This window comes from Streptomyces sp. NPDC017448 (genome assembly GCF_044330565.1).
Lineage (GTDB): Bacteria > Actinomycetota > Actinomycetes > Streptomycetales > Streptomycetaceae > Streptomyces.
The window spans coordinates 1-20,774 of the sequence record NZ_JBIRLM010000022.1; the positions used below are offsets into that span (position 1 = coordinate 1).

The window sequence follows — 20,774 nt, forward strand, 5'->3', positions numbered from 1 at the left end:
GCGCCGGGGGGCGCTGCTCCCGTGTTTGCTGTCCCTTGGGCGCCCGGGGGGGGGGGGGCCGGGCGCGCGCGGGGGGGGGGGGGGCCCGCCCCCCCCCCCCCCCCCCCCACGGCCGGATCAGCAGAGGTCAGGACAGCCGCACCCTGATCGTCTGGGTCGCCCCGCGCGTTCCGGACAGATCGCCGAAGACGAGGCGCAGCGAGGCCCCCGTGGTCACCGACGTCACCGTCGCGGGCTTCGACACCACCGAGGCGACGGCCCGGTTCCAGGTCAGGGTCAGACTCGTCCTCATCCGCATCGGGTCGCTCACGCACACGGTCGCCGTCCCGTCGGTGTGCTCGGTGACCATCACCGAGCACGGCGCGTCCGCCACCAGCGGTCCGACGCTGCCGCCGAACCAGAAGTTGACCGCCGTCAGGCCGAGCGAGGGCACCGCCACCCCCTGCCGGCCGTCCGTGTTGGCGAGCACCCGCAACCACCCGGCGTCCGCCGCCCGCGCCGCCGTCCGCTGCTCGGACGCGCCGGGCAGGAGCTGGTACGCGTACGCGGCGTCCGACGGGTCCTCGCCGTGGTCGAACCAGAGGGTGAGGTACTTCCGGGAGACCGGGTCCGTGGAACCTCCCGTGTTGATGTCGCGCCAGCGGCCCGTCCGGTTCTCCCGGAGCGCCTTCACCGCGGCCCCGCCGGGGAAGACGTAGCCGCCGTGCCCGGCCAGATGCGCCCAGGATGCGCCGGTGAGCGTCGCCGACCAGGGGACCGTGAGGGGTTTGGCCGAGCCGTCGACGGTGAAGGGGGCGTTGCCGGCCGGCCCGAGGTTGCGGTTGTCGACGGTGGTCTCCACGAGCGCGCCGTCCCGGCTCCGGATACCCGCCCCCAGGCACACCACGGTGTCGTCGAGGAAGAACCACGACTTCTTCGCCGTCAGCGTGCTGGACAGGCCCTTCAGGTACTGGCCGACGGCGGCGCGTTTCTTGTCGGTGACCCCGCCGACCCAGTTCACATCGGGGAGGGAGGCGCCCCAGTCACCGCCCGCGCCGTTGGCGAGCACCTTGCGCGAGGCGGTGGTACCGGGCAGCCGACAGGGGTCGACGGTCGGCCAGAAGGCGTCGCTGTACTGGCCGTTGGCGAAGGTGTCGCCCCACCAGTAGAGCATCCCCGAACCGGTGTGCCAGCCGCGCAGGTTCTCGCCGTTGCCGGTCTCGTAGTAGGTGATCCGCCGGTCGGCCATGCTCAGCGACGCCGCCCAGCCCGGACGGCGGTGCGTGGACCGTGCCATGTCGGGGAAGAGGCGGTGGCCGTCCGGCTCGGGGGCCGGGGTGAGGGAGGCGTCGTCCAGGACGTTCTTGATGCGGGCCAGCGCGGTCAGCCCCAGGGAGGGGTTGTCCAGCGGCGGGCTGTAGTAGTCCCGCTGTGCCCAGCCCTTGACCAACGACCGCCACCGGGTGTTCTCGGCGGCCGACGCGCCCTGGCCCAGGAGCACGATGGAGGCGAGTACCGGGTGGCCGCGCCGGTGGTCGTCGCTCTCACCGCGGCTGATGGCGCGTCCCGCCACGCCGTCCATGACGAGGCCGTTGAAGAGGAAGGGGGCCCAGGCGTTCTCCACGGCGTCGAAGACCACCTGCCGCTGGGGATCGGTGACTTCCCAGGCGGTGCCCTTCAGCAGCGCGAACAGCATGCCGAGCCCGCCGAGCATCACCGATCCGTAACTGCCGGTGTAGGGCACGGTGGTGTGCTGGATGAACGAACCGTCGGCGTAGAGCCCGTCTCCCCGCGTCACCAGGGGGAAGACGGGGGACAGCGCGTCGCGGGCCAGCGCGATCTTCGCCGCCGTCCCTCCGACGACTCCGCGCAGGGCCAGCACCCGGCACAGGTCCACCCGGTTCGCCCCGGTGCTGGTCCCGGTGTACGAGGAGACGGCGGAGTCCGGTACGAAGTGGTCGACGGCGGCGCAGTAGCGCGCGAGCCGTTCCGGGGCGATGGCGTCGTGCATCAGCACGCACACGTCCAGGAGGGCCTGCGGTGCGCCGATCTGCCAGCTGTACCAGTTGCCGTACCGGCTCTGCCCGTCGTTGTAGACCTGGGAGTTGAGGTGCTCCAGGCCGGTGAGTACGGCATCGCGCAGTCCGGTGTTCCCGGTGAGGCCGGTGCCCTGTCGGCGGTATGCCTGGGCCATGGTGGTGAGCCGGACGAAACTGTCGGCCATCCGTCCCGACAGGACGTAGCTCTCGGCGTCCGTGTCCGGGTCCGGGTCCGCGAACACGGCGTCGGGCCAGAGCGAGCCGTCCACGGGGGCCATGGTCTCCAGCAGACCTCGGGCCTTGGCGCCGAGTTCGGCCAGCCGGCTCTTGAAGGGTTCGGCGGTCGGGCTGAAGCCCTCGCCGAGGATCAGCGCGCTCCAGGTCGTGCGGAGCGCGGCGTACGGGTCGGCAGTGGGGGAGGCGGAGGGCGAAGCGGCGGACGCGGGTGGCGTCAGGGCGGCGGTGGCGGTGAGCGCCGCGGAGGTGGCCAGGAAGGTGCGGCGGGACCAGGCAGAAGTCATGGGGAGAGCTCCGGGTCGGGGTGGCGTGTCTCCGGCGGGGATCCCGGCGCGCGGGGGGCGCCGAACTGATCCCGGGGTCCGACTGTTCTGAGCGGGCGGGCACTTTCTAGCAGTCGCCGGACGACTCGCTCAACGACTCCGACCGAATTGATCGTATCGATCGTTTCCCGAGGGGTGAAAGAGTGCGCTGCCTCCGAATCGGCGTGCGCGGGCTCGCACAGGAGCGAACGGCGGTCGGATCGTTTCGAGCGAAGGTGATCGATAGGGTGGGAGCGTCCGGGCGGCTCCCGGCCGAGACCCGTCCGGCCGGGAATCCGCACGGCCGGCCGGGGCGGCGCCGTCCGTCTCCGGAGGACCGTCGGGCCGCAGCCCAGCCGTATCCGATTCCAGGGGGGTCCATGCGACTGCACGTCGACCGGCGCCACGAGCGGGTGCTCGAACTCGTCCGCGAACGCGGCAGCCTCCGCGTCGTCGAACTCGCCGAGGAGCTCGGGATGTCCGCCGTCACCCTGCGCCGGGACGTCGAGGCGCTGGCCGCCCAGGGGCTGGTGGAACGGCTGCACGGTGCGGTGGTGTGGCCCTCCGGACGGCCGCGGCCCGCCCGCCCCGCCGCACTTCCCGCCGCGGGGCTGGTGGTGGGCATGGTGGTGCCCACCACCGAGTACTACTACGCGGACGTCGTGCACGGCGCCCGGGAGGCCGTCGAGGCCGCCGGCGCCCGGCTGACGATCGGGCTCTCCCGCTACCTCCCCGGCGAGGACGCCGCCCAGACCCGCCGACTGCTGTCCACCGGCGCCGACGGGCTCCTGCTCACCCCGAGTTGGGAGCGCGGCTGCCCGGAGCCGGGCGAGGGGCTGTGGACGGCGGAGCAGGAGACCCCGGTCGTCCTGGTGGAGCGCTCGGCGCCCCTGGGGCATCCGGCGGCGCGCCTGGACCGGGTGCGCTCGGACCACGCGCACGGCGCCGCCGAAGCCGTCGCGCACCTGGCCGGGCTCGGCCACCGCGCGATCGCGCTCGCCGTGCAGGACAGCCCGACCGCGCCCCGGCTGCGGGCCGGCTACCGGGCCGCGGTCCAGGCCCTGGGGCTCACCCCGGTGACGGCGTCCCCGCTGGACGGCATCCCGCCGCGGTCGGAGGCCGATCGGTTCGAGCGGACGCTGGAGTACCTCTGCGAGGGCGTGGCGAGCGGCGACGTGACCGCCGCGATCGTGCACAGCGACGCGGACGCGATCGTCCTCATCCCGCGCCTCCAGGCCCGGGGCGTCCGGGTGCCCGAGGACCTGGCGGTGATCGCGTACGACGACGAGGTCGCCGGCCTCGCCGACCTGCCGCTCACCGCCGTGGCCCCCGACAAACACGCCGTGGGGGCCGCCGCCGCCCGGCTCCTGCTGTCCCGCCTCGGGGTGGCGGAGCCCGGCGCGGGCGGCGCCGGGGCGGAGGCCGAGGGCGGGAGCCGTGCCGCCCGCCGGCACCTGGACATCCTGCCCGCGCTGCGGGTCCGGGTCTCCTGCGGGGCGGAAGCCGCCTCCTGACCGTCCGGCCGGAGAGGTTCGGCGCGAAGAGAGCCGTGCCCGAGAAGGACACCGGGGCCGGCGGGCATCCACCCCGCCGGTTCCCGGCGTCTTCGTGGCGTCAGACGGCGTGCGCACGCCCCGCGGGCAGCAGCGAGATCATCCGGGCGACCGTGGCCGCCATCGCGTCCCGCCCGTCCGCCAGATACCGGCGGGGGTCCACGCTCCGGTCGTCCCGGGCCAGCCGCTCCCGTATCGCGCCGGTCATCGCGATGTTGAGCGCGGTGCCGATGTTCACCTTGCGGATCCCGCCCGCCACGGCCCGGGACAGCTCCTCGTCGGAGGCCCCGGACGAACCGTGCAGCACCAGCGGAACCGGCACGGCCTCCCGCACCCTGCCCAGCAGGGCGTGGTCGATGACGGCGTCCCGCGAGGTCATGGCGTGCGAGGTGCCGACCGCCACGGCCAGCGCGTCGACCCCGGTGGCCGCGACGAACGACCGCGCCTCCTCGGGGTCCGTACGAGCGCCGGGGGCATGGGCGTCCAGCGCCGGTTCGCCGTTCTTCCCGCCGACCTGTCCGAGTTCGGCCTCCAGCCACAGCCCCCGCTCGTGCGCCCAGACGGCGGCGGCACGGGTGGCCGCCAGATTCTCGGCGTACGGCAGCCGGGCGGCGTCGAACATCGCCGAACTGAAGCCGCAGTCCGCCGCCCGGTGCAGCAACGCGGTCGACTGCACGTGGTCGAGGTGCAGCGAGACGGGGACGGCGGCCTGGGCCGCCACCTCCGCGGCGGCGCGTGCGAGCGGACGCGGTCTGCCCCGGTGGTAGGCGACCGCGTTCTCGCTGATCTGGAGGATCACCGGCGAGCCCGCGGCCTCCGCGCCCTCGGCGATGGCTTCCGCGTGTTCCAGGGTGATGACGTTGAACGCGGCGACCGCGCACTGCTGCGCGTCGGCCTCGGCGATCAGGTCGCCGGTGGCGGCGATGGGCATGGTGACTCCGGGGTGGGGGACGGGGTGCCGGTGGGCGGGGGAGGGACGTCCGGGCCGTCAGGCCGGGGTGCTGAGGATGACCGAGCGGGTGAGGTGGCGCGGCCGGTCCGGGTCGAGACCGCGGGCCTCGGCGACGGCCAGCGCCAGACGCTGCACCCGTACCAGCTCCGCCAGCGGGTCGAGACCGCCGGCCACCCAACGCGCCCCGGTCGCGTGGACCTCGTCCATCAGCCCGGAGGGGGCCTCGCCGAGCATCCACGTCGCGGTGGAGCGGGTGGAGATGCTGATCGGACCGTGCCGGTACTCCATCGCCGGATACGCCTCGGTCCAGGCCAGCGCCGCCTCGCGCATCTTCAGCGCCGCCTCGTTGGCGAGCCCCACACTCCAGCCCTGCCCGAGGAAGGTGAACTGGCTGCACTCCACCAGACCGGCGGGCAGCGGCTCGGCGAGCGCCACCTGGGCGTCCTCGACGACCGCGTCGGTGTGCAGACCCAGGTGGGCGCGGAGCAGGGTCAGCGCCGAGGTCGCGAAGCGGGTCTGCACGACGGACTTCTCGTCGGCGAACTCGAGCACGACCGTGTCGTCGGCCATGGCGGCCATCGGGGTGTCCGGGTCGCCGATGACCACCGTGCGGCGGGTCGTGCCGGCGATCCGCGCGAGGAGTCCCAGCACCTCCGTCGTGGTGCCGGAGCGGCTCAGCGCCACGACCCGGTCGTACGGCCGGCCGACCGGGAACTCCGAGGCGGCGAACGCGTCGGTCTCGCCCTGGCCGCTGCCTTCCCGGAGGGCCGCGTACGCCTGGGCCATGAAGTACGAGGTCCCGCACCCCACCACGGCGATGCGCTCACCGGCCGCCGGCAGCCGGTGGGCGAGTCCGTCCGCCATGCCGGCGGCCACCTGCCAGCAGTCGGGCTGGCTGGCCAGCTCCTGAGCCACATGCGTCATCTGTTCTCCCTGCCCGGTGCCATCGATGCTCGAAGCTGCATTTTAGGCGCGCATTTCAAGCAATATCAAGCAGGAAGGGGGCGCTCTCCCGTCGCGGAGGCCCGAGCGCCGACATCCCCTGCCCCGGTGGCGTCCTCCTCCGGGAACGCCGTCGGCAGCAGGGCGCGGTCATGCGCGTAACCGGCCCTGGCGAACGCTTCCGCTCACAGCGGCAGCACCGAGCCGGCGGTCCGCTGGGGTACGCCGACAGCCCGCGCACCCAAGGACGACAGACTCAGTCCCGACCCGTGACCGCCCGGTCGAGCCCGTCCACGTCGATGGTTCGGGTCAGGAGGTGCAGGGGCGCGGCCCGGACCCCCGCCGCCTCCGCCGCCTCCCAGTAGGCCAGGCCGGTGGCCGGGTCGACCAGCCCCCGGACGAGCGGCACGGCGGCCCCCGAGGCGTGGAGAAGGGACTCGAGCCGACACGATGCGATGGTGTCCGGCACCATCGGCCGGGCCAGGTATCCGGCCGCCGCCGCGGGCGGCAGATCCGCTGCCGCCCGGCGTCGTACGGGCCCCGCCCTCAGCAGCCCGCCCCCGACGATCAGGACGTCCTTCACCCGGTCCATCCGGTCGAAGGCCCGCGCCGTGTCGAAGCAGTGCGGGAACGAGTCGTCGACCACCGCCGTGCCCGGCGCCAGACGGCCGACGTCCAGGAGGGCGCCGCCCCCGCCGACCGCCGCGACGATCAGACCGGCTCCGTACACCGCGTCGCGCAGCCCGTGGCCCGCCTCGGCCACCTCCACGTCCTCGACGAGGCGTCGCTCCAGCAGGCTGTCGGCCAACTCCTTCAGACGCGGTCCGCTGCCCGGCGCATCGCAGAGCAGAAGACGGGCCGGCGGCCGCGGGGCGCGGCTGAGCAGCAACTCCAGTGAGGAGGAGCCGATCGATCCCAGCCCCACGAACGCGACGGTGAGCGCGTCCAGCCGCCGCCCGGTCGCGTCGAGCACGGCGTGCACGGTCCGGACGACGGACACGACGGTCGCCGCGTGCCCGGTGGTGAGAGCGGGGGCGGCCCCGGTGGGGCCCAGTTCCCGCAGGACGTCGAAGCCGTAGCCGGTGAGGGAGGGGATCATGCCCGCCAGGGAGACGGCGCGCGCACCGTGCGACGCGGCGAGTTCCACGCCCCGCACGATGTGCCCGAGCAGGGGGGCGCCGGGGGCCAGTTCGTCCGCGAAGACCGGCACGCACACGAAGCCCGACCGGCCCAGCGGAGTGCTGACTGTCTCCAGGAGCCGGGGCCGCCCGGCCGGAAACAGCAGAGCCCGCACCTCCTCGCGCGGCAGGGCGGCTTCGGGCAGACCCGCCATCCGGGCGAGGTCGGCGGGGGACGGCGGATAGCCGATGAGCGCGGCGTCCATCCGCTGGTCCGAGCCCTCGTCCGGCCGGTCCCGGAACACCTCCCGCCGGCGTACGCCGCCCCGGTCCGGGCACACCTCCTGCCGGCCCCGGCCCGAGTGCCGCGGATGCTCCGGGCCGCCCGGACCGGCGGCGGACCCGGTCGAGGCCGCCGCCTCCAGACCGTCGCGTACCGCCTCCGCGAACGCGGTCAGCGCCTGCGGGGTGAACGCGGTCGCCGACCCCCGCACGGTGATCCGCAGCCGCCCGTCTTCCGGCGCGGCCGCCAGGAACACGTCCGTACCGGCCGGGGGCGGTGTGAAAGCGCTGTCACCGTCCTCCCGGCTGACCCTCAGCGTCCGGCCGCTCCGGGGACCGAGGGCGGAGAAGTCCAGATAGGTGAAGAAGAACTGCGAGGTCAGCGGCAGCCCGTTGGGCAGCGACGGCACGGTCCCCTCGTACGTGCGCGCCTCGGCCGCCTCGGCGGCGACGCGCCGCAGGTCGTCGTCGAAGCCCACGTCGTCGGGCCGCCCGGACGCCGGGCCCGCCGGGCGCAGGGGGACGGCCGTGGCGTACGGCCCGAACACCCGGTGCGCGTCGGGCAGGCCGTGGTCCCGGCCGCTCACCGCGAGGCCGAGCACGAGATCCGCCCGGCCGACCACCGAGGCGAGGGCCCGGTAGTAGGCGGTGAGCACGGGGAGGTAGAGGCTCGACCCGCTGTGCGCGGCGGCCAGCCCGCGCAGCGCCCCCACCCGGTCGGCGTCGAGCGTGAAGCCGTGGGTGTGGAAGAGCGGTGGGGTGCGGGGGAGCCGAACCGTACCGGCGGTCCCTGTCGTACCGGCGGACCCTGTCGTACCGGCGGAGAGGACCGGCGGCGCGTAGGGCGCACTGAGCCGCGCCCACCGGCTTTCGTCTTCCGGGGAGCGCTCGCCCGGGAACCCGGCCGCGTCGGCGCCCGTCCGCCGGGCGAGGCGCTCGGCGTGGTCGTGGAAGGTGCTGCGCAGAGGGGCCGGGTCCGGCTCGTCGCCGTCGACCAGGGCGTCGTACACGGCGGTCAGCTCGCGTATCAGGAGTGCGGCGCTGTAGCCGTCTCCGATGATGTGGTGGGCGTGCACCACCAGGACGTGTTCGTCTGCCGCGACGGTGAGTACCCGCAGGCGCAGCAGGGGCCAGGCCCAGGGTTCGAAGCGGCGGGCCCGCTCGGCGGCGATCCGCTCCTCCACCTGATCCGGTTCGGTGAGGACCTCGAAGTCGACCGGCAGCCGCAGCGCGGGCGCGAGCTCCTGCTGGACGGCCGGACGCGCTCCTGAGGGGAAGACGGTACGCAGCATCGGATGACGTACGACGAGCGTGTCCACCGCCCTCTGGAAGCGGGCGGCGTCGAGGCGGCCGTGCAGCCGCAGCCGGGTGAGCCAGGACGAGGTCGCGCCCGGGGCGATGGCCTCGGCCAGCAGGAAGCCGCGCTGGGTCGGGGTGAGCGGGAAGGGCGGGGGGCCCGCGGCCGGGCGGTGGGCCGCGGAGCGGTCGGGCGCCTCGCCCACCGCCTCGCGCCGCCGGCCAGCGGCGTCCGGCGCGCCGCCCACGGCCGCTTCCGCGTCCAGGGCGGAGGCGAGGCTTGCGAGGGTCCGGTGACGGTAGACGACGGTCGGCCGGGGGAGCGGCCCGCCCTGCTTCTCCAGCCGGGCGAACACCTCCAGGACGAGCAGGGAGTCGCCGCCCAGGACGAAGAAGTCGTCCTCGCGGCACACGTCGTCGGTCCGGAGCACCGCGCACCAGACGGCGGCCAGCCGGACCTCGGTCGGCGTACGGGGCGCGGTGCGCGGTTCCGTACGGGCGTCGGCCGCCCCCGCGCCCGTCCCGGCTTCCGTGGCCGCCCCGGCCGGAGCGGGCGCTTCCCGCAGGTCCAGGAGCGCGCGGCGGTCGATCTTGCCGGTGCCCGTCAGCGGCATCCTGCCGACCCGGGTGATCCGCGACGGCAGCATGTACGGCGGCAGCGACGTCGCGAGATGGCTCCGGAGCGCCGCGGCGTCCGCGAGAGCGGGCCCGGGTCCGGGGCCGGGGGTCACGAAGGCGATCAGCCGTCCCTCCTGGACGAGGACGACGGCGTGGGCGACCTCCGGATGGGTCTGGAGCACCGCCTCGATCTCACCCGGCTCGACCCGGTTGCCGCGGATCTTCACCTGGTCGTCCAGCCTCCCGAGGAACTCCAGGACGCCGTCCTCACCGCACCGCACCCGGTCGCCGCTGCGGTACCAGCGGCGACCGTCCCGAACCGTGAACGCCGCCTCGGTCAGGGCCGGTTCGCCGAGGTATCCCGGCGTCAGGCCGACGCCGGAGATGAGGAGCTCGCCGGCTTCGCCGGGCCTGCGGCGCTCCCCGTCGGGCCCGACGACCATCACCCGCGCACCCAGGACGGGGCGGCCGATCGGGAGCCGCCGCACCTCCTCGCCGGGCCGGGCGCGGATGATGTGGCAGCTCGTGTTGACGGTCGCCTCGGTCGGACCGTACAGGTTGGCGATCCGGACGCCGTCGCCGAAGAAGTCGAACCAGCGGCGGACGTGGGCCGGGGAGAGCGCCTCGCCGCCGACGTGGACCCACCGCAGGGCGGACAGGTCCGGTCGGGGAGCGCCGCGCCGCACCCGCTCCTCGGCCGCGCCCAGGAGCTGTTCCCAGAGGGTGGGGACGGAGCTCCAGACGGTGACCCGGCCGCGCTCGACGTGCGTCAGCAGCCGGTCGGGATCGCGCAACAGCTCCCAGGCCACGGTGACCACGGTGGCGCCGACGAGCAGCGGGGCGAGGAGCTGGCGGACGGAGGCGTCGAAGCAGGGCGACGCGGTCTGGGCGAGCCGGTCGTGCTCGTCGTAACCGAAGGCGCCGATCGCCCAGTCGAGGTAGTTCTCCATCGACCGGTGGGTGATGGGCACGGCCTTGGGCCGCCCGGTGGACCCCGACGTGAAGATCACGTAGGCGATGCCGTCGGCGTCGACCGGGCGATCGGGTACGGGGCCTCCCCCGGCCGGCGGAGCGGGCGCCGGAGCCGAACCCGCCGGGGCGAGGCCGTCTGCTCCATCCGCCGTGCCCCGGGGCGGGCGGGTCGCGTCGTCGACGGAGACGAGGGCCACGTCGCCGAGAGACGCGCCCACCGCCCGGGTGGCGGCGTGGCACAGGACCGTACGGGCCCCCGACCGCGTGAGCTGGTCCACCAGGCGGGCGGGCGGGTGGCCGGCGTCCAACGGCACCCAGCCCGCCCCCGCGCGCAGCGCCGCGACGACCGCCACGACGGTGTCGGCGCCGGGTTCGGTCAGCAGGCCGACCAGGCTCCCCGGGGTCACCCCGCGGGCCAGCAGGGCGGCCGCGAGGGAGTGGGAGGCGCGGTCGAGCCCGGCGTAGGTCAAGGTGGCGTCGCCGGTGTCGACGGCGACCGCGTCCGGCGTGGCCCGGAACCGTTCGACCAACCGCCGTACGAGCGTGGCGGTCCCGGCGTCCGGGCGGGGGGAGCGGGCCGCCGCGGGGGCCGGCGCCGGGGAACCCGGCCTCTCGCCCCCGGCGGTGGACGGCGGCCGTTCGGACGCGCCGGGCTCCGGCCGCGCCGCGGAAAGGGACGGGGCGCCGGGACGGACCAGAGCGGCCAACGCCTCGCGGAAGCCGCGGTCCAGCCGGTCCACCGTCGCCGCGTCGAAGAGCCGGGCGGGGAAGTTCCACGAGAAGCGCAGGACGGACTCGTCCTGCCAGCACAGCAGGCTCAGGCGCGTCGCGGCGGTGGCGGTGCCCGCGGCGGTCGGCCGCACCCTCACCGGGCACCGCTCGTCGAGAGCGACGGGGAAGCGCGAGAAGCTGAAGCCGGCGGGGGACACCGTGCGGGGCCCGGCCCCGGCCGGGTCGGGCGGCAGCAGGCGGGCCAGGTCCAGCCCGGTGGGGCTCGCGTGCCGCTCGCTCTCCAGCCAGACGGCCGCCAGCCGTTCGGCCAGCGCCTCCACCGGCTCCTCCGGTTCGGTCGAGCACAGCAGGGGGAGGGAGTCGGCGAGCGGCCCCACGAGACGGTCCAGGCCCGTCCCGCGGTGGTCCCGCCGGGCACGGGCGACGTTCACCGCGATGTCCCGCTGACCGCTCCACCCGGCCAGGCAGCGCACGTGCACGGCGAGGAGCAGGTGGAACAGGCTCACCCCGCGAGCGGCGGCCCGCTCCTCCAACGCGGCGGTCAGCCCGGCGTCGAGGGCGCTCTGACGGGCGGTCATGGGCGCCGCGGGGAGGGCGGAGGGGTCGCCGTCGTACGGCAGGCGCAGCGGCTCGCCCCGGGAGGCCAGCCGCCGGGTCCAGTACCGCCGGTCTGCGTCGAGAGCCGTGGAGCCGCCGGGGGAGGACCGCTCGGCGGCGGCAGCGGCCGCGTACCCCGCGAAGTCGGTGTCGAGCGCGGGCAGACGCGGTTCCTCGCCGTGGACGAGCGCGGTGTAGAGCGTCCACAGCTCCCCGGCCAGGAGGTTGAGGCTGTAGCCGTCCCCGGCCGCGTGGTGGACCACCAGCACCAGGTGGGACAGCTCCGCGCTCTCGCGGGCGAGGAGAGCGCGCACGGGCGGCTCGGCGGAGAGGTCGAACGGCCGGTTGCGCAACTCCGCTTCCAGCTCCTCGACACGGTCGGGAAGGTCGCGGACCTCGTACCAGTCGCCGAGCGCCGCGGGCGGCGCGACGTACTGCGTCGGCCCGCCCCCGGCGGTTTCACCGCTGTCGACACGGATCCGCAGCATGGTGTGCCGGTCGGCGAGCGCGGCGAGCGCGCGGCCCAGGACGGCGGTGTCCAGGGGGCCCCGGACGGTCTGCCGGACATAACCGTGGGCCGGAACGTCCGGGTGGAGGCGGCTGCCGGTGTGCAGGGCCAGTTGGACGGGGGTGAGCGGGAAGGAGTGGCCCTCGGGCACCGGGACCGGGGCGGGGGAGGAGACGGACGCAGGGGGGAGGGCGGGGGCGGTGTCGAGGTACGCGGCCAGTTCGGCGACGGTCCGGTACTCGAAGAAGAGCGTGGCGGGCAGGGCCGTGCCCCGTTCCCGTTCGAGCTGCCGTACGAGGTCGACGGCGGCGAGCGAGTCGAGTCCGAGGGCGAGGAACGGCTCGTCGTCGGGGATCGCCGCGTCGGGCAGCCCCAGTGCCGAGGCCAGCAGCCGACGGATCGACGCGGCGGTGGGAGTGGAGGCGGGCGGCCGGGCCTCCCTCCTCGCCGTCCCCCGCGGACGCGGATCGGCCGCGGGGGCCGGGTGCGAGGCGGCCGGGTCGCTCGCGGGGGGCGCGCCCGGGAGGTCCGCCCCCGCGGCGGGCGCCGGTCGCGGCGACAGGTCGGCGAGCAGGAGCTGTGCCGCGTCGACGCCGCAGGCCGTACGGAGCGCGGCCAGCGCGGGAGGGAGGTCCAGGGGCCGGCTTCCGCCGCTGCGCACGCCGGGGGAGCCCGCTCCGGGGCCGAAGCCCGCCGCCATGCCCGTCCCGGCCACCGCCGCGAGGTTCACGGAGAGCCAGTGCCGGCCCGCGTGCCGTTCCGAGGCGGCGAACGCGTCGAGGAAGGCGTTGGCCCCCGCGTAGTCGCCCAGCGCGCCCGCCAGACCGGGCAGCACGGCGCTGACGGAGGAGAACGCGACGCGGACCGCCGGGTCGAGCCCGTACCGGCGCAGGGCGAGCGAGAGCAGCAGGGCGCCGCGCGTCTTCGCTGCGAGGGCGTCCCTCGTCTCCTCGACGCGCCGGTTCCGCAGGGTTCCCGGCCGCACCACGCCTGCCGCGTGGAAGAGGGCGTCGAGGCGGGGCAGTTCCGCGACGAGCGCGTCCACGTCCCGCTCCACCGAGACGTCGGCCGCACGGTAGTGGACGGTCGCGCCCAGCGCACGGAGCTCCTCGACCAACCCCGCGGGAGGCCGGGGGGAACGCCCGGCGAGGACGAGGGTCGGGCGGCCCAGGCCCGCGAGGTCCCGGGCGAGCGCGGCGCCGATTCCGCCGCCGCCCCCGGTGATGAGGAAGACGCCGTCGGGCGGCAGCGGCCACCGCGCCGCGGCGCCGTTCGCCGACGGTACGCAGCGGCGGGTGAACCTGCGTCCGCCCCGCCAGGCGACGTTCACGGCCCCTCCTGGGACGCGGTCCGCCCCGAGCTCGGCGAGGACGGCGGTCAGGCGCTGCGACGGGGTGTCCGCCGAGCAGAGGTCGACGGCGGTGGCGACCGCGCCCGCGGTCTCCTGCGGCAGAGCCATCAGGAGGCCCCCCAGGACGGCGTGGGCGGGGCGCGGCCGTTCCCGTACGGCCCCGGTGGCGTGCACGTCCTCGGTCAGCACCAGCAGCCGGTCCGCGCCGCTCTCGTCGAACCGGGCCAGGGCCTCGTCGAAGGCGGCCGTCACGGCCTCCTGGGCCCGGCCGAGGGCGTCGGCGGTGTCCTGGCCGGGGGCGGGCCCGGCCACCAGGACCACGGCGTCCGGCGGCCCGTCGCCCGGTGCGTGCCGCCGGACGCCTTCGGCACGGAGCCGGGAGGCGAGCCGGTCGACGGAGGCGGCGTCGGGCCCGGTCAGCAGAACCGACCGCACGGCCTCCGCCGCCGCTGCGGGCAGGGCGTCCTCCTCCCACACGACCCGGTGCAGCAGGGGGCCGGCAGGCGGATCGGCCCAGTACCGGCTGGGCTGGAAGGGGTAGGTGGGCAGCGGAATCCGGCGGTGCCCCGCGTCGAGCGCGCTCCGGTCCAGCGGAACGCCGAGCGACCACAGCCGCCCCACAGTGCCCAGAAGGTCCTTGCTCCCGCCGCGCCCGTCGAGGGGCCCGCCCGCGCCTTCCGCCCGGCCGGCGGGAGGGGCCGGCAGGGCGCACAGCACCGTGACCGCCTCCCGGTCCGCGCCGCCCGCGTACGCCTTCGTCGCCGCGCGGACCGCACCCGACAGCGTCGCGCCGTGTCCGACCTCGACGAAGGTGTCGTACCCCTCTCCGGCCAGACGCTCCACGGCCGCCCCGAACAGCACCGGGCGTTCGGCGTGGTCGCGCAGGTGCTCCGGGCCGAGGACCGGCTGCCACTGGGCCGTGACGGTGCTCATCAGCGGGACGGACGGGGCCTGCGGGGAGAGCGCCCGCGCCGCGTCGGCGAGCATGTCGGCGATCGGACGCATCAGGGGGGAGTGGAAGGCCCGGGAGACGCGCAGACGGCGCGTCGGGACGCCCTGGGCATCGAGGTCGAGCGCCGCGCGTTCCACGGCGGACACGCTCCCGGAGAGGACCTGGAGGCCAGGACCGTTGTACGCGGCCACCGTGAGCGCCCCGGCGGACCCGGCCACCGCGGCGGCGACGGCTTCGTCCCCTCCGAGCACGGAGAGCATGGCTCCCGGCTCGGTGAACCCGCCCATGAGACGGCCGCGTTCGACCGCGAACCGCAGGGCGTCGGGCAGCGTCAGCAGGCCGCCGGCACACGCGGCGGTGATCTCCCCGACGCTGTGGCCGGCGACCGCGTCCGGCTCCACGCCCCAGGCGCGCAACTGGCGGGCCAGCGCCACCCCGGAAGCGACCAGAAGCGGCTGCGCCACCTCCGTCGCCGCCTGCGCCGCCGGGTCCACACCCGGGTCCAGGCCCCAGTCCAGCAGGGTCCGGCCGCAGACGGGGCCTACGAGTGCGGACGCCTCGTCGAACGTCTCCCGGAAGACCGGGGCCGTCCGGTACAGCGCCCGGTCCCGGCCGGGGGACTGCGCGCCCTGCCCCGGGAAGAGGAACGCCACCCGCGGCCGGGCCCGGACGACGCTCCCGAGGCGCCCGCGCGCCCCGCCCGTTCCGGCGGAGGCCGCGGCGACGGCGGCGAGCCGCTCCCGCAGATCACCGTCCGCGACGATCGCGAGCCGGTGGGGCCCCTCGTCCCGGGCGGTGCTCGCGGTCAGGCAGACATCGCCCTCGCACACGTGCGGACGGTCCTCCAGGTGCTCGGCGAGCCGGGCCACCGCGTCCCGCAGCGCGCCCGCGCTCCGGGCCGAGAGGGTCAGCAGGTGAGGCCCCTCCCCTACGGCTTCCCCCGGCGGCGGGGCCGGGGCGGCCACGAGCGGGACGGGCGGAGCCTGTTCGAGGACGGCGTGGGCGTTGGTCCCGCCGAAACCGAACGCGTTGACCCCCGCGACCAGAGGTGTGGCCGACGTCCACTCCCGGACCTCGGTCACCACCGAGAAGCCGGCGGGGGCGAGGTCCGCCGAGGGGGTGGCGTGGTGGAGCGACGGCGGCAGTCTGCGGTGGCCCAGGGCCAGCACGACCTTCACCAGGGAGGGCAGCGCGGCCGCGTTCAGCAGATGCCCGATGTTCGTCTTCACCGAACCGAGCAGCCGGGGTTCGCCGTCGGGCCGTACGGGGAAGGCGTGGGCCAGCGAACGCAGTTCGATCGGGTCTCCCACCGCCGTGCCGGTCCCGTGGGCCTCGACGTAGGTCACCGCGGCGGGGTCCACGCCCGCCGCCTCGTACGCCCGGGTGATGACCTCGCGCTGGCGCAAGGGGTTGGGGGCCATCAGGCTCATCGACCGGCCGTCGTTGTTGACGGCGGTGCCCCGGACCACCGCGAGCACCGGGTCGTCGGCGAGCCGCGCCGCGTCCAGGCGCGTCAGGACGAGCGCCGCGCCCCCCTCCCCGGGTACGAAGCCGTCGGCGTCGGTGCTGAAGGCGCGGCTGCGCCCGGTGGGGGAGAGGGCCCGGGCCTCTTCGAGCAGCCGGTGCGCGGACGAGGTCAGGTGGAGGTTGACCCCGCCGACGACGGCGAGGTCGCACTCGCCGTCCAACAGGCTGCGCCGGGCCAGATGCAGCGCCACCAGCCCCGACGAGCAGGCCGTGTCCACGGCGAGCGCGGGCCCGTCGAGATCGAGGCACTGGGAGACCCGGGCGGCGATGAGGGATGGAAGGTTCCCGGTGAGCGCGGTGGGCAGGGGAGGGCCGTCCGCCGCCGCCCGGTCCAGAACCTCCCGGTAGCCGCTGTCGCCGACCGCCGCGAACACGCCGATCCGGCGACCGCGCCGCCGCGGACCCGCGTAGCCGGCGCGTTCCAGGGCCTCGTGCGCGAGTTCCAGGAAGAGCCGCGCCTGCGGATCGAGCGCCCGCGCCTCCTCCGCTCCGATGCCGAAGTACCCGGCGTCGAAGGCGGCCGGATCCTTCAGGAGCGCCGCCCACCGCGTCCGGTCGCCGTGGCGGTCGCGGGGGTCCTCGCCCCAACGCCCGTGCGGTACGGGGGCGACGGCGTCGCGCCCTTCGACGAGCAGCTCCCAGAACGCCTCGGGGGTGTCGGCCCCGGGAAAGCGGCACGCGAGGCCGATGACGGCGGCGGAGCCGACGGCCCCGGAGCCCTGGGGGGAGGCGGGGGCGGGACCCGGAGCGGTGGCGGGGCGGGAACGGGACGCGGTGGCGCGAGCCCCGGCCGTCCCGGCTGACCCGGCCGCTTCCCCGGCCGACGGGGCGACGCTCCCTCCTGTGCCCGGGGCGCGGGAGGGAGGAGCGGCGGCAGCCGTCCCGGGCGCGATCCTGGCCAGGTGGTCCGCGAGCGCAGCGACCGTGCCGTGGTCGCGGATGACCGCCGGAGGCAGCGTCACACCGAACGCGTCCTCCAGCGCCACCAGTACCTCCATCGCCTTGAGCGACGTGCCCCCGAGGCTTCCGAACGGCTGGTGCGACCCGATCGACGCGGCGGGCCGTCCCAGTACCCGGCCCCAGACGCCCCGGACCGTCTCGACGGTCTCGGCACGACCCCGCGGCACCGCCGCGCGGGGTGCCGCCGCGACCGAGGAACCACCCCCGTCCACCCCGACCGGCGCGCCGGAACCGCCGTCCGCCCCGACCGACGCGCCTGCGCCGCCACCCGCCGCGACGGGCGGACCGCCGTCGCCCGTGACGTCCGCGCCCGTCACCTGCCCGCGCACGCCCCGCTGGTACACGGCCAACTCGCCCGCCTCGAAACGCTCCCGCAACCGCCGCCGCTGCAGTTTGCCGCTCGTCGTACGGGGAAACGCCCCGGGCGGCAGGGCCAGCACCCGTACGTCGTCGTGGAGCAGCGCCTCGCCCACCCGTGCCGCCACACGTCCGAGCACCTCCGCCGCCCCGTGCGGAGGCCGCGCCCAGGGGACGAACACCACGACGCGCTCCGCGCCGCTGACCGGGTCGGTCGACCCGACCGCCGCCGGGGCTCCGGACGGCAGCCCGGGCGTCGCCGCCACCACCTCTTCCAGGTCCGGGGCGTGGAAGGTGCGGCCGTTGAGGAACAGCACGTCCTTGTGGCGGCCCGTGACGCACAGCCGCCCGTTCCGCAGGAACCCGAGGTCACCGGTGCGCAGCCACCCGTCGGCGAACACCTCCGCGCTCACGGCCGGAAGTCCGTGGTAACCGCGGGCCAGTTGGGGGCCGCGCACCATGATGTGCCCGACCCGCCGGTCCCCGAGGACGGCCCCCGCGTCGTCGACGACACGTACCGAGCAGTCGGCCACCGGACGGCCGACGTCCATCAACTCCACGGCGGCTTCGCCCGGTTCGGCGTCGACCGCCAGACCGCGGCTCAACGAGGCCCGGTCCAGGACCAGCGGCTCGGCCACTTCGCCCGGCGGCGGGAAGGACACCGCCAAGGTCGCCTCCGCCAGGCCGTACACGGGCTGGGCCGCCGCCGGGGACAGCCCGGCCGGCCGGGTCTTGAGCGCGAAGGCACGCCACACCGCGGGCGCGATCGGCTCCGCCCCGACCAGGAGCAGCCGTACGGCCGAGAGGTCCAGCCGGGCCAGGGCCTCGTCGGGAACCCGGCGTACGGCCAGCGCCAGGGCGAAGTTGGCCGCGGACAGCACGGTGGCCCGGTGCCTGGCCGCCACCTCGAACCACAGGCCGGGCCGCTTGGCGAACGACAGCGGACCGAGCCTGACCTGCCGGGCGCGCGCGGCCAGCGGGGCGAGATGCGTGCCGATGAGCCCCATGTCGTGGAAGTACGGCATCCAGCTGACCACCACGTCGTCCGCGCACAGCGCCGAGGCGTCACGTATCTGCCGCAGATTGGCCAGCACCGCGCCGTGCGTCACCTCCACCCCCTTGGGGAGGCCGGTGCTGCCCGAGGAGAACTGCACGAACGCGACGTCCTCGGGCCCGGCGGCGACCGGCTCCCGCCACACCGGCCCCTCCCGCAGGGCGTCGAGGGCCAGGACCTCGGCACCGGCGGGGAACGCATCGGCCAGCGACGCGGTCGCGGCGTCCACGACGACGGGCGGCCGGCCCAGGTGCTCCCAGACCGGCAGGGCCCGGCGGGCGTCCGGAGCCAGCGGGACCGGAACGAGGCCGGCCGCCACCGCGCCCCAGAACATGGGCTGGAAGTCCTCACCGCGGTCGGCGAGCAACGGCACACAGGTCCCCGGCGCCACCCCCGCCTCCCGGAAGCCGCCGGCCACCCGCACGGCCTCCTCCAGGAGTTCGCGCAGGGTGACCGTCAGCTCGCTCCCGTCGCCGCGCACATGCACGACGGTCTGCCCGGGGGCCTCACGCACCGCGTCCAGCAGTACATCCAGCAGGGTCATGGGGTGCTCCACCGGTCGATCGATCCGTTGTTCAGAGAATGATCTTAAAAACGGACGGGGCGAACGGAATCAACCACCGGGAGGAGACGGCATGCGCCCCGAGGGTGACCCGGCGCAGGACCCGCGCCCGGGCGGGCGTCTCCCGGCCCCTCCCGCGGCCGCCGTGGAGGCGGGCGCCGAGCGGGGCGGTCGACCGCCCTGCGCGGCGTCGGCGCGTAGGGGGAGCCGAGCGTGGCGGCCGCCGTCCGCGCCGGGTTCGGCCGAGCGGCGGCGGGCCAGGGCGTCATCCGCCGTACCGTGCCGCGCGAACGCGGCCGGCCGGGGGCCCGCCGGGGGTCCGGCCGAGGAGCGGCCGGTCACCGCTCCCGTCCTGCCCGGCCGCACCGGACAGGACGGAAGCGGTGCGTACGCGTGGCGGGGCTACGCTCCGGTCGGGGCGGCCTGCTGCACGACCTCGAAGGACCACAGGGTCGATCCTCCGGCCGCCGGCTTGGGGCGCTCGCCGTCCGGGGCGTCGCCGCCCCGGTGGGCCGCCTTCATCGGGCCCTCCATCCACGCCTGGAAGGACTCCTCGTCGCGCCAGCGCGTGTAGACGAGGTAGTCGTCCGTGCCCTCCACGGGCCGGAGCAGTTCGAACCATTCGAAGCCGTCGGAGCTCTCCACGGCGTGCGCGCGGGAGGCGAAGCGCTTCTCCAGCGTCTCGCGTTGTTCCGGGGGGACGGTCAGCACATTGATCTTGACTACGCTCATGGCCCCATCCTGCCGTACGGCACTCCGGCGCCGTGGCTCACCCGTCGGTGGGCGGGGCGGCGGGAAGTCCCACCGCGGCGCGGAGCCCTCCGTGCGGGCGCGGGGCGAGGGCGAGCGTACCGTCGTGCGCGCGGGCGATGGTCTCGACGATGGCCAGCCCGAGGCCGACGCCCGCGTCGTGGGTCCGCAGCCGCTCGGCGCCGCGCCGGAACGGTTCGGTGAGCGTCGATACCAGCTCGGGGGAGAGCGGCCCCCCGGTGTTCTCGACCGCCAGCTCCACGGCCCCGGGGCGGACGCTCGTGGTGACCCGGACGGTGCCCCCTCCCGGCAGGTTGTGGACGATCGCGTTGTGCACGAGGTTGGTGGTCAGCTGCAGCAGGAGGGCCGGCGATCCGCTGGTGGGGGCGATGGCGCCGCGCACCTCGACGGTGACGCCGCGTTCCTCCGCGAGGGGGAGGAGGGTCTCGGCGGCCTCCTCCGCCAGCAGCGACAGGTCGACGCGCTCCCGGGCGAAGGAGCGCCGGCCGGCGCGGCTGAGCAGGAGCAGCGCCTCGGTGAGATCGATCGCCCGGTTGTTGACGGTGTGGAGGCGGTCGATGATGTCACCGGCGGCCCGGTCCGGGTCGGCGCGGGCCACTTCCAGGAGCGTCCTGGAGACCGCGAGCGGCGTACGCAGCTCGTGGGAGGCGTTGGCGGCGAACCTCTTCTCCTCGGCGACGTGGGCTTCGAGCCTGGCCAGCATCGTGTCGAAGGCGTCGGCGAGTTCGCGGAACTCGTCCCTGCGGCCCGGCAGCCGGATCCGGTGGGAGAGCGAGCCGTGCGCGGCGGTCCGGGTGGCCGCCGTGATCCGGGTCAGGGGGGCGAGCATCCGGCCGGCCAGGAACCACCCTCCCACGAGACCGAGGACGAGAAGCACCGCCAGCACGGTGCCCGCCGCCGGGGCGAAGGTGTACGCGAGGAGCTGACGGTTGGGGTTCTGGTACAGCATGCGCTGGTTCCAGTCGTCGGGTACGTACGCCAGGAGGTACACCCACACCGCCGCGAGCAGCAGGACGCCCGCGACCATGAGGAACCCGGCATAGCTGAGGGTGAGCCTGAGGCGGACGCTCAACCCGGGCCGCCTGGGCGGGCTTCCCTCCGGCCCGGCCCCGA

7 protein-coding genes are annotated in these 20,774 nt (G+C 75.8%); 1 reads left to right on the forward strand and 6 read right to left on the reverse strand.

The window, feature by feature from the left end:
* Positions 1-127: 127 nt before the first annotated feature.
* The gene (locus ACH4K1_RS27750; RefSeq protein ID WP_398092309.1) at positions 128-2,539 is read right to left on the reverse strand and encodes a polysaccharide lyase 8 family protein; all 2,412 of its coding nucleotides are present in this window, start codon (positions 2,537-2,539) and stop codon (positions 128-130) included.
* A 398-nt stretch (positions 2,540-2,937) separates the two neighbouring features.
* Between ACH4K1_RS27750 and ACH4K1_RS27755 the strand changes: the two genes are divergently transcribed.
* Complete coding sequence (locus ACH4K1_RS27755) at positions 2,938-4,071, forward strand: substrate-binding domain-containing protein (protein WP_398092310.1); 1,134 nt, start codon at positions 2,938-2,940, stop codon at positions 4,069-4,071.
* Positions 4,072-4,171: 100 nt separating this feature from the next.
* On the opposite strand, the gene ACH4K1_RS27760 is transcribed toward ACH4K1_RS27755, so the two are convergent.
* The 5 genes from ACH4K1_RS27760 to ACH4K1_RS27780 form a co-directional block, all read right to left on the reverse strand.
* On the reverse strand, positions 4,172-5,041 hold the full coding sequence (locus ACH4K1_RS27760; protein WP_398092311.1) for a ketose-bisphosphate aldolase: 870 nt from the start codon (positions 5,039-5,041) through the stop codon (positions 4,172-4,174).
* A gap of 57 nt (positions 5,042-5,098) precedes the next feature.
* Positions 5,099-5,986: an SIS domain-containing protein gene (locus ACH4K1_RS27765; RefSeq protein WP_398092312.1), complete on the reverse strand. Its 888-nt coding sequence runs from the start codon at positions 5,984-5,986 to the stop codon at positions 5,099-5,101.
* Positions 5,987-6,260: 274 nt separating this feature from the next.
* Positions 6,261-18,872, reverse strand: coding sequence for an amino acid adenylation domain-containing protein (locus ACH4K1_RS27770; protein ID WP_398092313.1), 12,612 nt, complete (start codon positions 18,870-18,872; stop codon positions 6,261-6,263).
* Positions 18,873-19,292: 420 nt separating this feature from the next.
* Entirely contained in the window at positions 19,293-19,622 is a 330-nt protein-coding gene (locus tag ACH4K1_RS27775; RefSeq protein ID WP_228994413.1) for an antibiotic biosynthesis monooxygenase, read from the reverse strand.
* Between the two features lie 37 nt (positions 19,623-19,659).
* Positions 19,660-20,733, reverse strand: a complete 1,074-nt coding sequence (locus tag ACH4K1_RS27780; RefSeq protein WP_398092314.1) for a sensor histidine kinase — start codon at positions 20,731-20,733, stop codon at positions 19,660-19,662.
* Between the last annotated feature and the right edge of the window lie 41 nt (positions 20,734-20,774).

Coding starts and splice junctions, on each gene's coding strand:
- ACH4K1_RS27750 (WP_398092309.1), bottom strand. CDS start 2,539: ATGACTTCTGCCTGGTCCCGCCGCACCTTCCTGGCCACCTCCGCGGCG.
- ACH4K1_RS27755 (WP_398092310.1), top strand. CDS start 2,938: ATGCGACTGCACGTCGACCGGCGCCACGAGCGGGTGCTCGAACTCGTC.
- ACH4K1_RS27760 (WP_398092311.1), bottom strand. CDS start 5,041: ATGCCCATCGCCGCCACCGGCGACCTGATCGCCGAGGCCGACGCGCAG.
- ACH4K1_RS27765 (WP_398092312.1), bottom strand. CDS start 5,986: ATGACGCATGTGGCTCAGGAGCTGGCCAGCCAGCCCGACTGCTGGCAG.
- ACH4K1_RS27770 (WP_398092313.1), bottom strand. CDS start 18,872: ATGACCCTGCTGGATGTACTGCTGGACGCGGTGCGTGAGGCCCCCGGG.
- ACH4K1_RS27775 (WP_228994413.1), bottom strand. CDS start 19,622: ATGAGCGTAGTCAAGATCAATGTGCTGACCGTCCCCCCGGAACAACGC.